The following is a 12296-nucleotide window of genomic DNA, read 5'->3' as shown; positions in this document are numbered from 1 at the left end:
CTCAGAACTCCTTCCAGGCCCCGACCGCGGCGGCGTCCGCCTCGGCGACGGCGCGCGCCGGCGGCGCCCTGCGCACTGCGGCGAACACCGCCTCGGTGGCGACCGCCACATTCTTCGCGCGCACCGGCGAGGTCACCGGTTCCGCGGCCGCCCCGTCGTCGGCCAGATGGAAGAAGCCCACCTGGCTGGTGAGATCACCGGCCTGTTCCTGCATGGCGCGGGCGGCAGCCGAAGCCTCTTCGACCAGCGCCGCGTTCTGCTGGGTCATCTCGTCCATCTGCATCACGGCGTTGTTGACCTGGTCGATACCGGCCGACTGCTCCTGGCTGGCTGCGGCGATCTCGGCCACGATGTCGGTGACCTTCTTCACGCTGTCCACGATCTCCGCCAGCGCCTTGCCGGACTGGTTGACCAGTTCCGAACCGCTGCGCACCTTCTCCTCGCTGTCGGCGATCAGGCCCTTGATCTCCTTGGCGGCGCCGGCGCTGCGCTGGGCCAGGCTGCGCACCTCGGTGGCCACCACGGCAAAGCCGCGCCCCTGTTCGCCGGCACGTGCCGCCTCCACCGCCGCGTTCAGCGCCAGCAGGTTGGTCTGGAAGGCGATTTCCTGGATCAGGCCCACGATGTCGCCGATCTTGCGGCTGGAAGCGTCGATCTCGGCCATCGCCGCGATCGCCCTGCCCGCCACCTCGCCGCCGCGCTCGGCCTGCTCGCGGGCGCCGCGCGCCAGCTGGTTGGCGTGGCTGGCGTTCTCAGCGTTCTGCTTCACGGTGGAGGTCATTTCCTCCATCGACGAGGCGGTCTCTTCCAGGCTGGAGGCCTGCTCCTGGGTGCGCTGGCTGAGGTCGTCGTTGCCGCGCGCGATCTGCTGCGCCGCGCTGCTGACCGCATCGGAGCCGTGGCGCACCTCGCTGACGATCGCGCCCAGCCGCTCATCCATCGTGCGGAAGGCGTCGAGCAGCCGGCCCAGCTCGTCCATGCGACCCACCTTGATATGGTGGCCGAGCCTGCCGCCGGCGATGTCGTGGGCCACCTGCACCGCATGGTTGAGGGTGCGAACGATCTTGCGGATCACCAGGGTGGCGATCAGCAGCGCAAAGGCCGCGCCCAGCATCAGGGCGATGATGCTGACCGCGCGGATCAGCCGGAAGCGGCTGCTCTGCGCCTGGAACAGCGCCAGCGCGTCGGCGTCCTGCGCCGCCACCAGGTCGGCCATGCGCGCCTGGCGGTCCATCAGCAGCGGACGCACTTGCAGTTCCAGCAGGTCGCTGGCGCCGGCGTCGCCCTGCCTGAGCGCATCGGCCATGTCCTTCAGCGCGCCCGCATAGTCGGCGTCGGTGGCGTGGTAGGCCTTGACCTTCTCGGCCACCTTGGCGCTGCGCGGGATCGCGTCCAGCTGCTTGCTAATCGTCGCGATTTCCTGCTGGTACTTGTCCACCTGGGCCAGCTTCTGCTTGACCTGGTCGGCCTTGCCGACGTTGGCAGCCGCCTCGCCCAGCTCCACGAAGGCCATCAGCGAACGCACGCGGATCGTGTTGGCCAGGTCGCTGGGCACCATCGCCTCGCCGTACATGCTGCGCATGCCCTCGTTCTGCAGCTGCATCGAACCCAGGCCGATGACGGCGCCGCCGATCAGCATGAACACGAGCATTCCGAGTACGAGGCGCAGGCGGCCGCGGACGGTGAGGGCGGGGATCTTGAACTTGAACGAGGGCATCTTCATGGGTGGTTCCTGTCAGGCCACGGCTTGTACGTCGGCGGCCGCGGGCAACGCGGCTTCCAGCATCTGCGCGTCCTGCGGCTGCAACAATCGGTCCACGTCAAGGAGCAGCACCATCCGCTCGGCGAGCGAGGTCAGCCCCTTGAGATATTCGGTGTCCACGGTGGTGCCCATGTCCGGCACCGGCCGCACGTCGGCTGCGGCGACGTCGAGCACGTCGGAGACGGCATCCACCACCACGCCGAAATGGCGCCCGGCGACGGTGACGATCACGGTCACGGTGGTGGCGCCGTACTCCTTGCGCACCACGCCGAAGCGCAGGCGCAGGTCGAGCACCGGCACGATCGCGCCGCGCAGATTGAGCACGCCGAGCACGTAGTGCGGCGCCTGCGGAATCCGCGTCACCGGCGTCCAGCCGCGGATCTCGCGCACCGCCAGGATGTCGATCCCGTACTCCTCGTGCGCGAGGTTCACCGTGAGGTATTGCACCGGCGCCGTCGCCTCGGCAGCGGATGCGGTTGCAGTGTTGGCTGAGTGGCTCATGTGCGTTCCGCGGGAACGTGCTGTCCCCATTGCCCTGGAATGGCTATCGGCCGCCGGGCGGGTTTCTTGAATGCCGATGCTGTGTGCTGCGTGCGGATGGGATGCGCGACGCGGCTCAGGCCACCTTGCGGCGGCTCTGCATGCGGACCATGCCGGCGACGTCGACGATCAACGCCACCGAACCGTCGGCCAGGATGGTGGCGCCGGAGACGCCGTTGACGCGCCGGTAGTTGGCCTCCAGCGACTTCACCACCGCCTGCTGCTGGCCGATCAGGCCGTCGACGAACAGGCCCACCCGCGCACCGTCGCCTTCCACCACGATCAGCAGGCCTTCGTCGATCGCCCGCACCGCGTCCGGGCAGCCGAACAGTTCATGCAGGCGGATCACCGGCAGGTACTCGCCGCGGAAGCGGAACAGCTCGCCGCCACCGGCGACGGTCTTGATCGCCTCGCGCTTCAGCTGGACCGATTCGACGATCGACACCAGCGGCACGATGTAATGCTCCCCGCCCACCGCGGCGGTGAGGCCGTCGATGATGGCGAGCGTGAGTGGCAGGGTGATGGTGAACACGCAGCCCTTGCCCGGCGTGCTGCGGATCGTCACCGAGCCGCCGAGGTCGGCCACGTTGCGGCGGACCACGTCCATGCCGACGCCGCGGCCGGACAGGTCGGTGGTGACCGCGACGGTGGAGAAGCCCGGCTGGAAGATCAGCTCGGCCACCGCCTCGTCGCCGAGACTTTCGCCGCTGCGGATCAGGCCGCGCTGCACCGCCTTCGCCACGATCGCCTCGCGGTTGAGGCCGGCGCCGTCGTCGCTCACCTCGACCACGATGTTGCCGCCGCGGTGCGAGGCCTCCAGCCGCAACGTGCCGATGTCGCCCTTGCCCGCGGCGCGGCGCTGCGCGGGGAGCTCGAGGCCGTGGTCGATGGCGTTGCGCACCAGGTGCACCAGCGGATCGCCGATCTTCTCCAGCACCGTCTTGTCCAGCTCGGTGTGCTCGCCGACCAGCTCCAGCCGCACCTGCTTGCCGAGTTTCTGGCCGATGTCGCGCACCATCCGCGGGAAGCGGTTGAACACCGAGGCGATCGGCAGCATGCGGATGCCCATCACGCTTTCCTGCAGCTCCCGCGTGTGCCGCGCCAGCTGCGCCAGCCCCTGTTCGAGCAGGGCCAGCCGCGAGGCGTCGACGCCGTCGCGGAAGGTGTCGAGCATGGACTGGGTGATCACCAGCTCGCCGACCAGGTTGATCAGGCCGTCGATCTTGTCGATCGCCACGCGCACCGTGCCGGACTCGGCGCTGGTCTCCCGCTGCGCGCGGGCGACGGCGACGTCGGCCACCGGCGCCGCCGCGGCGGGTGGGGCGGTGGCCGCCACCACGTGCTTCGGTTCGATCGCCAGTTCGCATTCGCCCTCGACCCAGTCGAACACCGCGGCGATGTCCGCGCGCTTCGCCGGGCCGGCCAGTTCGATGGTCCAGCCCAGATGGCACTCGGTCGGATCGAGCTTGTCCAGCGCCGGCAGGCGGTCCAGCTCGGCCGTCACCGCCAGCTCGCCCAGCCCGGCCAGTTCGCGGATCAGCCGCAGTGGATCGTTGCCGCCGGCGAGCATGCCCGCGTGCGGGCGGAAGCGGATCGTCCAGGCGTCGGCCTGGTCCGCCGGCCGCCGCGCCTGCAACCCGCCGGCCGCCGTGCCGCGACCCATCATCGCCGCCAGTTCGCCGCGCAGGCCTTCGGCCGTCGCGTCGTTGAGCGGTTCGCCGGCCCGTGCCCGGGCGAACATGCCGCGCAGGCAGTCCACCGTGCGCAGCAGCAGTTCGACGATGCCGCCGTCGATGGCGCGCTTGCCGCCGCGCACCTCGTCCAGCAGCGACTCCGCCTCGTGGGTGAACGAGGACATCTCCGGAAGGCCGAAGGTGGCCGCACCGCCCTTGATCGAATGCGCCGCACGGAAGATGGTGTGCACCAGTTCCGCATCGCCGCCATCGTCCAGCGCCAGCAGCGACGACTCCATCGTGTCGAGCCCTTCCAGGCTCTCCTCGATGAACACCTGTTGGAACTGCGCCAGCGCGGCGTTGACCATGATCCTGCTCCCCGCGCTCAGCCCAGCACGCGCTTGACGGTGGCCAGCAGCTGCTCCGGATCGAACGGCTTGACCAGCCAGCCGGTGGCGCCGGCCGCCTTGCCTTCCATTTTCTTGTCGGTGTGCGACTCGGTGGTCAGCATCAGGATCGGCACGCCCTTGTAGCTGTCCATCCCGCGCAGCTCGCGCACCATCGCGATGCCGTCCAGCACCGGCATGTTGACGTCGGCCAGCACCAGGTCGAACGAGCCGCCGCGCGCCACGTCCAGCGCCAGCTGGCCGTTCTCGGCCTCGGTCACCTCGTGGCCGGCGCCGCGCAGCGTGAACGCCACCATCCCGCGCATCGAGGCCGAATCGTCTACCGCAAGAATCTTTGCCATGCTGCCACCTCGTTCAGGCCGGCCTCGCGGCCGGCAGTTCCAGTATCCGGGCCAGCCCGAGCAGACCGGCCGCTTCGTTCAATGCATCGCTCGCGCCGCGCCACGCCAGCGTGCCGCCGCGTTCGTCCAGTTCGCGCCGCAGCAGCACCAGCAACTGCAGGGCGGCGGTGTCGACCCGCTCCACCTGCTGTCCGTCGAGCAAGATGGCGCCGTGCTCCAGCCCACCGGCCAACTGCGCCTTCAGCGCGGCTTGGGCCGCGATGCGGCAATCCGCCGGCAGCGCCACCACGGCCACGCCGGTATCCGCCTGCGCCACGGCCTTCGCGCCCGCCTGTGCCTGCCCGCTACCCTTCGCCGCCTGCTTGCCGGCCATGTCGCCACTCCGCTCGCGCCATCTGCGCTGACGGTGTGTTTATCGACCGGAGGCACGATCGCTTTAGCGCCGGCGCGGATTCCTCAAGTTTGCCCGCCTGCGGCCGATGCCCTCCGGGACGATCCCATCCGCGCAGCTGCGCTTTCGTGCAGGAACCCTCTTGATCATCCAGCCGACCAGCCTTGCCGCCCTGACCTGGGCCGGTGCCGCCTCCGGCACCGCGGCACAGAGCTGGCGCATCGGCAGCGTGCTGTCGGCGCGGCCGCTGGGCGTGAGTGCGCTCGGCCTGCAGGTGCTGCAGATCGGGGCGCTGACGGTGGAGGCGGACGTGTCCGGCGGCCAGCTGCCCGCGCAATTCCAGGTGCGCGTGCTCAGCCTGGGGGCGCAGCCGCAGCTCGAAATGCTTGCGCACCCGGCCGACCCGACCCTCCAGCGCGCACTGCGCGAGCGCCTGCCGCAGCAGAACGGCTATGCGCCGCTGCTGTCGACGCTGGACGCGCTGGCCCAGCGGCCGGTGCTGCGCCAGTTGCCGCCGGACCTGCGCGCGGCGCTGGCGCTGCTCGAGCAGTCCCTGCGCACGCCGGCGGAGATCACCCGTGGCGAGGGCCTGCGCGAGGCGATCAACCGCAGCGGCATGTTTTTCGAATCCCGGCTGGCGCTCCCGCACGGCAACTTGGCGGCGCTGGCCGCAGACGACTGGAAAGGCGCGCTGCTGCGCCTGGCCGGCCTGCTCGACCGGCGCGCGGCGACGCCGCCGGCACCCGGCCGCAGCGATGCGGCGCCACCGCTGCTGCAGCGCGGCCTGCAGGCCCAGCCGCGGGCGCCGTTGCCGCCGCTGCTCGCCGGCGAGAACGTGGAGCAGTTGCTGGACCGCCTGCACGGCGACGTGAAGGCCGCCCTGGCGCGGGTGGAGGTGGCCCAGCTGGAAGCCGGTGCCGGCCCGCTGCCGGCATGGATGATCGAAATCCCGCTGCAGGGCGACGGCGGCCGCGACGTGCTTCAGCTGCACCTGGAATTCGTCGCCGATGCCGCCGATGGCGGCCACGGCTGGACGCTGGGCTTCGCGCTGGACCTGCCGACGCTGGGCCCGCTGCAGGGCGAATTGCAGCTGCGCGAACCGCGCCTGTCGGTGCGGCTGTGGGCGGCGCAAGCGGAAACCGCGCAAAGGCTGGAGCGCCAGTTCACCGCGTTGCGGCAGCGGCTGGCCGCGTGCGGCGTACTGCTCGACCAGCTGAGCTGCCAGGTTGGCCTGCCGCAGCCGCCCGGCCGGCACAGCGCCGTGCTGCTGCAGGCGACCGCATGAACACGCTGCCGGTTCCCCGCCGGGTCAGCCTGCGACTGGCCAGCGGCAGCGGCGAGATGAAGGCGATGCCGCCCGAATCGCTGGAGGCTCTGCGTGCACGCGCGCAGTCGCTGGGCCTGCCCTTGCACCACGATCCGCAGATCGCCGCCCTGCTGGCGGCATTGCGCTTGCGCGACGATGTGCCGGCGCTGCTGTATGCCGCCGCCGCGTCGGTACTGGCCGCCGTCTACGACGCGGCGGAAGAAGGGTAGTCGCCGGAGCGGATCGCGCGGGCGCCGGCGCGTTGCGTCACGGACCGGCCGGATGCACCTGCAGGACCAGCTTCGCCTCGTCGCGCGACAGGCCGCAGCGGGCAACCAGCTGTTCGACGTCGGCGCCTTCGCGCGCCAGCTGCTGGGCCAGCTCCCAGGATTGCCGGACCGGCGGCGGTTGCTGGCCGATCAGGCCGACCTGCCGCTCCAGTCGTCCCAATGCCGCCACCAGCATGGAGGTCGGCACATCGGTGGCGGCACGGGCCGTGTCGCGCCACAGCGCATCGACGCGTTGCTGCAACTGCTGCGACTGGCGCCACAGGCGGAACAGCAGGCACGATTGCGCCAGCACCAGCAGCAGCAACACGACCACGCCCGCTTCAAGCCACATCGCCGTTCTCCCCGCCCAGCCGGCACAGCCGGCGCACGTCGAGCAGGGCCACGAACCCGCCCTGCCAGGCCAGCACGCCGCTCACCGGATCGTCGCGGCGGTCGGCCCGCCCCGGCGGTGGCGGCGCGATCTCGCGGCCGTCGCGGCCGAGCAATTCGCCGACCGCATCCACCAGCAGGCCGACCTGCTGGCCGGCATGCGCCAGCATCACGATGCGCACCGTCAGCGGATCCGCCGCCGGCGACGGCGGCAGGCCGAGCCGGCGGCGCCCGTCCATCACCGGCACGATGCGTCCGCGCAGATGGCGCACGCCGAGCAGGTCGGCGGCGGCGCCCGGCACCGGGGTCAGGTCGCCGTCGCGGATGACCTCGCTGACATCGGCCAGCGGCGTGGCGTACAGCTGCGCGCCGATGCGGAACGACAGCCAGTGCTGCTCGTGCGCCGCGGAAGTGGGGGCGGTGGCGTTCATGCGATTGCTCCGCGGGCCGGCGGCCCGCTCATCGAACCGACGGCTGGGTCGACCTGGCGCGGCCGGCCAGTTCGGGGATGCCCTGGGCGCCGGCCGCCGCCGGATGTCCGGCGCCGGCGGAAACCTCGGCGGTCGGGGCTGGCTGCCGGTCGCCTTCGCGCGCCGGCTGTGCCTCGGACGAGCCGAGCACGCGCACGGTGGGCAGCACGTCGGGAGCCGGCGCTGGCACCAGTCCGGAAACCTGCTCGACATGCCCGACGTCGCTCTGCTCGCGTTGCGCGGCCTGGCCATTGCCCATCACCACCACCAGCACCCGGCGGTTCTGGTTGCGGCCTTCCGCGGTGGCGTTGTCGGCGAGCGGACGCACTTCGCCCCAACCGATGATGCCGAGCCGGTCCGGGGCGATCCCGTTGGTGGCGAACAGGCGCGCCACGCTCGCCGCCCGCGCCGCGGAGAGCTCCCAGTTCGACGGGTACAGCGAGGTGTTGATCGGCACGTCGTCGGTGAAGCCCTCGACCCGCAACGGATTGGCGAAGCGCGCCAGGATCGCGGCGAGGTCGCGCAGCACCGCATTGGCCGGGTCCGACAGCTGGGCCACGCCGCTGGGGAACAGGATGTCGGTGCGGATCTCCACTTCCAGCCAGTCCGGCTTGTGGCGCACCACCACCAGCTTGCGGTCGATCAGCGGTTGCAGCGCCTTGCGCACCTGGTCCTCGATGCGGCCCAGGTTTTCCTGCGACTTCGATCGGTGGCCCGCCTCGCGCCCGCTGCCGCCGCTCGCCGGCACCGGATGCGGCGGGATCGGCACCGCGATCGGCACGATCGCCGAGCCCGACTGCCCGGCCGGAGCGGCGATCGCCGGCTCGACGTTGTGCGGCCGGATGCGCGTCGGCGGCAGCGGCGCGATCGCATGGCTGGAGCCGTTGAAGGCCTCGATCAGCGATTCGGACATCACCCGGAACTTGCCTTCGTTGACCACCGAGACCGCGTACATCACCACGAAAAACGCCAGCAACAGGGTCATCAGGTCGGCATAGGGAATCGCCCATGCCTCGTGGTTCTGGTGCTCCTCGTGCCGGTGCTTCCTCATGGGACGTAACCCTGCAGGCGCGCCTCGATCTGCCGCGGGTTGTCGCCCTGGGCGATCGACACCAGGCCCTCGATCAGGATTTCGCGCATCCGCGTCTGCTTGCTGATCAGGCCCTTCAGCCGGGCCGCCATCGGCAGCATGAACAGGTTGGCCAGCGCCACGCCGTAGATGGTGGCCACGAACGCCGCGGCGATGCCGTGGCCGAGCTTGCTTGGGTCGGCCAGGTTCTGCATCACCGCCATCAGCCCCATCACCGCGCCGATGATGCCCAGCGTGGGCGAATAGATGCCGGCCATCTCGTATACCTTGGCGCCGGCCAGGTCGATCGACTCGCGCGTTTCCAGGTCCACTTCCAGCACACTGCGGATCGCCTCCGGCTCCCCGCCGTCGACCAGCAGCTGCAGCCCCTTGCTAACGAACGGGTCGGGCTCCGCCTCGATCTGCGGCTCCAGCCCGAGCAGGCCCTGCCGGCGCGAGATCTCGCTCCAGCCGACGATGCGGCTGATCAGGTCGTCCGGCCGGTGCAGCGGCGGCCGGTAGACCATCCCCATCATCCTGAGGGCGTGCCTGAGCACCTTGCCCTGGTTCTGCACCAGCAGCGCGGCCAGGGTGCCGAGGAAGACGATCACGAACGCCGCGGCGTTCCACAGTGCGCCGACGGTGGAGCCCTTGAGAACGGTGCCGACGATGATGACCAGGAAGGCCAGGATCGTGCCGACGATGCTTACCAGATCCATGGAGGTCAGCCGCTTGCTTGCAGGGGGGGAGAGGATTGCCCGGCGCCATCGGCCAGGCCGGCCAGGTCCATCACCAGCGCCAGCCGGCCGTCGCCGGTCACGGTGGCGCCGGCCACGCCCGGGACGCCGTCGAACAGGTGCCCGAGCGGCTTGACGATGACATCCTCGCGCCCGAGCACCTCGTGCACGAGGCAGCCCAGCCGCTGGTGGCCGATATGCAGCACCGCCACGTGCCGACCCGCGGCCGATGCCGCGCCAACCCACGCGACCAGGTCGGCCAGCGGCAGGGCACGGCCGCGATGGCGGGCCACCAGCCGGCCGTCGAGCAGGCAGTCCTGGCCGTCGGCGAGCTCGAACACCTCCTCCACGTTGCCCAGCGGCAGCGCCAGCAGGCGGGCCCCGACCCGCACCATCAGCACGCGCAGCACCGCCAGGGTGAGCGGCACGGCCAGTTCCAGCTCGCTGCCGCGGCCGAGCTTCGAGCGCACCTGCAGGGTGCCGCCGAGCTCGGTCACGCGCGTCTTCACCACGTCCATGCCGACGCCGCGGCCGGAGATGTCCGAGACCGTCGCGGCGGTGCTGAAACCCGGGCGGAAAATCAGTTCGTAGCACTCGCCCTCGGTGAGCCGAGCGGCCTGCGCGGCATCGATCACGCCCTTCTCCACCGCCTTGCGGCGCAGGATTTCCGGATCCATGCCGCGTCCGTCGTCGCTCACCGCAATCACGATGCGTTCGCCGCGCTGGCTGGCCGACAGGCATACCCGGCCCTTGCGCGGCTTGCCGCCCTGCTCGCGCAGGTCCGGCATCTCCACGCCGTGGTCGAGCGCGTTGCGCAGCAGGTGGATCAGCGGGTCGGCGAGCGCCTCGACCAGGCTGCGATCGAGGTCGGTGCCCTCGCCTTCCAGCACCAGTTCCACCTCCTTGCCGAGCTGGCGGGCGAGGTCGCGCACGATCCGCGGAAAGCGCTGGAACAGGCGCCCCACCGGCTGCATGCGCATGCCCATCACGGCGGCCTGCAACTCGTCGGTGATCCGGTCCAGTTCGCCGGCGGCGGCGGCCAGCGCCTCGCCGCCGTGGCGCGCGGCCAGGCTGAGCAGGCGGTTGCGCGCCAGCACCAGTTCACCGGCATGGTTGACCAGCACGTCGAGGCGGCTGGTGTCGACCCGCACGGTGTTCTCCACCGGCGCCGCATGGCGCGCGGTCGGCGGCACCGGCGCAGCGGGTGCAGGTGCCGCTGTCACCGCGGCTACCTGGCCAGGCTGGCCGTGCAGCGCGTCCAGCAGCGCCTCGAATTCGTCATCGTCGATCGTCGCGGCCGGCCTGGGCGCAACCGGTGGCGCGGCCGGCGCGACGGTACCGGGCGCAGCGCCGCCGTACATGCTGTCGAGCAGGGCCTCGAACTCGCTGTCGTCGATCGCGCCGCCCGCGCCTGCGGGCGACGCGGCAACCGGCGGCGCCGCGACGGGCGCGGCGCGCGGCAGCAGGGATTGCAGCAACGCCACCGGCGGCATCGCCAGCGGCGCGGCGGCGCCCACCGCCGCCATCATGTCGTTGAGCCGGTCGAGCGTTTCCAGCAGGGCGTCCATGTGCCCGGCGCCGAGCACCACGTTGCCGTTGCGAGCCTCGTTGAGCAGATCCTCGGCGTGGTGGCACAACAACACCATCGGCTCCAGCGCCAGGAACCCGGCACCGCCCTTGACCGTGTGGAAGGCGCGGAACACGGCGTTCAGCAGCTCGCTATCGCGCGGCGCCGCTTCCAGCCCGACCAGTTGCTCGCCCAGGCGCTGCAGCAGTTCGCCGGCCTCGACCAGGAAATCCTGGCGCAGCTCGTTGTCGAAGTCCGCGTCCACTCAAAATCCGAATTCGCTGAGCAGGCGATCGGCGTCTTCCTGGCTGGATACCTTGACCGCGTCGGCGGGCGCCTCGCTGCCGGCCAGCGCGCCGGTGAGGCGCACCAGTTCCAGCAGCGACGACTCGACCGTGCCGATGAAGCTAGCGACCTTCTTGATGCGCTGCCCGGTCAGGTCCTGCCACGACTGCGCCAGCACCATGTCAGCCAGCCCGTCGCGGCAGCTGCCGGCGAAGGACACTGCCTCGCGCGCCAGCACGGCGGCGGCGTCGTTGCCGTTGGTCCACTTCAGGACCTCGCCGGCGTTGTGCCCCAGCGACTCCGCCTGCGGCCGCATGCGCTCGGCGAAATCGAGGCTGCGGTGCGCGGCGTTCGCGCTCATTTCCAGGGCATCCTGCAGGTGCTGGCGCGCGTCGGCGACGATGCCGGGCATGCCTTCCTGGGCCAGTTCGCCGCCGAGCCGGCGCACCGCGTCGTGCAGGTCGCGGGCCAGCTGGCCGAGCGCGCGGAACAGGCGCTGCTCACGCTGGCGCACCATCGCATCCAGCGCCTGCTCGAAGGCGGGACCCTCGGGGCTGTTCAGCAGTTCGCGCAGTTCGACCGGCAGCGTCTCGTCGGCGGCCAGGGGCGGAATGATGTTCATGCGCTGACTCCGCTGGCGGCGATCCGTTCGAAGATCTTGGTGAGCTTCTCCTGCAGCGTGATCGCGGTGAACGGCTTCACGATGTAGCCGTTCACGCCCGCCTGCGCCGCCGCGATGATCTGGTCGCGGTTGTTCTCCGCAGTCACCATCAGCACCGGCAGGCCCTTCAGCGAGGCCTCGGCGCGTATCGCGCGCAGCAGGTCGATGCCGGTCATGTTCGGCATGTTCCAGTCGGTCACCACCAGATCGAATGGCTGGCTGCGCAGCATCGCGATCGCGCCCTCGCCGTCGTCGGCTTCCTGGATCAGCGGGTTGCTGAAACCCAGCTCGACCAGCAGGTTCCGGACGATCCGCCGCATGGTGGAGAAATCGTCCACCACCAGGATTTTCATGTTCTTGTCCAAACGTATTCTCCGCGTGCGATGCGGGCCGGCGTGCGGCCCCGGGGATTGATGGGGTGTGGCCGG

General features: G+C 70.9%; 14 protein-coding genes. 2 read left to right on the top strand and 12 right to left on the bottom strand.

What is annotated here, in order from left to right; translation table 11 throughout:
• Nucleotide 1 precedes the first annotated feature (1 nt).
• The 5 genes from DEO45_RS06150 to DEO45_RS06130 form a co-directional block, all read right to left on the bottom strand.
• Complete coding sequence (locus tag DEO45_RS06150; RefSeq protein WP_428992429.1) at nucleotides 2–1717, bottom strand: methyl-accepting chemotaxis protein; 1716 nt, start codon at nucleotides 1715–1717, stop codon at nucleotides 2–4.
• An 18-nt stretch (nucleotides 1718–1735) separates the two neighbouring features.
• Complete coding sequence (locus tag DEO45_RS06145; protein ID WP_114341421.1) at nucleotides 1736–2263, bottom strand: chemotaxis protein CheW; 528 nt, start codon at nucleotides 2261–2263, stop codon at nucleotides 1736–1738.
• Between the two features lie 115 nt (nucleotides 2264–2378).
• Nucleotides 2379–4343: a chemotaxis protein CheA gene (locus DEO45_RS06140; RefSeq protein ID WP_114341420.1), complete on the bottom strand. Its 1965-nt coding sequence runs from the start codon at nucleotides 4341–4343 to the stop codon at nucleotides 2379–2381.
• Between the two features lie 17 nt (nucleotides 4344–4360).
• Nucleotides 4361–4723: a response regulator gene (locus tag DEO45_RS06135; protein ID WP_114341419.1), complete on the bottom strand. Its 363-nt coding sequence runs from the start codon at nucleotides 4721–4723 to the stop codon at nucleotides 4361–4363.
• Between the two features lie 13 nt (nucleotides 4724–4736).
• Entirely contained in the window at nucleotides 4737–5096 is a 360-nt protein-coding gene (locus tag DEO45_RS06130; RefSeq protein ID WP_114341418.1) for an STAS domain-containing protein, read from the bottom strand.
• 160 nt (nucleotides 5097–5256) lie between these two features.
• Between DEO45_RS06130 and DEO45_RS06125 the strand changes: the two genes are divergently transcribed.
• Nucleotides 5257–6399, top strand: coding sequence for a flagellar hook-length control protein FliK (locus DEO45_RS06125; RefSeq protein ID WP_114341417.1), 1143 nt, complete (start codon nucleotides 5257–5259; stop codon nucleotides 6397–6399).
• Nucleotides 6396–6650, top strand: a complete 255-nt coding sequence (locus DEO45_RS06120) for a flagellar biosynthesis protein (protein ID WP_114341416.1) — start codon at nucleotides 6396–6398, stop codon at nucleotides 6648–6650. The genes DEO45_RS06125 and DEO45_RS06120 overlap by 4 nt, the downstream gene beginning before the upstream one ends.
• A 37-nt stretch (nucleotides 6651–6687) precedes the next feature.
• Here DEO45_RS06120 and DEO45_RS06115 read toward each other — a convergent pair whose 3' ends face one another.
• From DEO45_RS06115 to DEO45_RS06085, 7 genes are read right to left on the bottom strand one after another with little or no spacing between them, the layout of a single operon-like run.
• Nucleotides 6688–7041 carry a DUF2802 domain-containing protein gene (locus DEO45_RS06115; RefSeq protein ID WP_114341415.1) on the bottom strand — a complete coding sequence of 118 codons (354 nt, stop codon included), beginning with the start codon at nucleotides 7039–7041 and terminating at the stop codon, nucleotides 6688–6690.
• Entirely contained in the window at nucleotides 7031–7510 is a 480-nt protein-coding gene (locus DEO45_RS06110) for a chemotaxis protein CheW (protein ID WP_114341414.1), read from the bottom strand. Before DEO45_RS06110 ends, DEO45_RS06115 begins: the two co-directional genes overlap by 11 nt.
• A gap of 28 nt (nucleotides 7511–7538) precedes the next feature.
• Nucleotides 7539–8600: a flagellar motor protein MotD gene (gene motD / locus DEO45_RS06105; RefSeq protein WP_114341413.1), complete on the bottom strand. Its 1062-nt coding sequence runs from the start codon at nucleotides 8598–8600 to the stop codon at nucleotides 7539–7541.
• Nucleotides 8597–9337 (bottom strand): flagellar motor protein, encoded by a 741-nt coding sequence (locus tag DEO45_RS06100; protein WP_114341412.1) that lies wholly within the window; start codon nucleotides 9335–9337, stop codon nucleotides 8597–8599. Before DEO45_RS06100 ends, motD begins: the two co-directional genes overlap by 4 nt.
• Nucleotides 9338–9342: 5 nt before the next feature.
• The gene (locus DEO45_RS06095; RefSeq protein WP_114341411.1) at nucleotides 9343–11187 is read right to left on the bottom strand and encodes a chemotaxis protein CheA; all 1845 of its coding nucleotides are present in this window, start codon (nucleotides 11185–11187) and stop codon (nucleotides 9343–9345) included.
• The gene (locus DEO45_RS06090; RefSeq protein ID WP_114341410.1) at nucleotides 11188–11829 is read right to left on the bottom strand and encodes a protein phosphatase CheZ; all 642 of its coding nucleotides are present in this window, start codon (nucleotides 11827–11829) and stop codon (nucleotides 11188–11190) included.
• Nucleotides 11826–12233 carry a chemotaxis response regulator CheY gene (locus tag DEO45_RS06085; RefSeq protein ID WP_068095690.1) on the bottom strand — a complete coding sequence of 136 codons (408 nt, stop codon included), beginning with the start codon at nucleotides 12231–12233 and terminating at the stop codon, nucleotides 11826–11828. Before DEO45_RS06085 ends, DEO45_RS06090 begins: the two co-directional genes overlap by 4 nt.
• Nucleotides 12234–12296 lie beyond the last annotated feature (63 nt).

Source organism: Rhodanobacter denitrificans, assembly GCF_003335105.1.
GTDB lineage: Bacteria > Pseudomonadota > Gammaproteobacteria > Xanthomonadales > Rhodanobacteraceae > Rhodanobacter > Rhodanobacter denitrificans_A.
The sequence above is the reverse complement of the archived record's forward strand: the minus strand, read 5'-3'. Positions and strand labels throughout refer to the sequence as shown.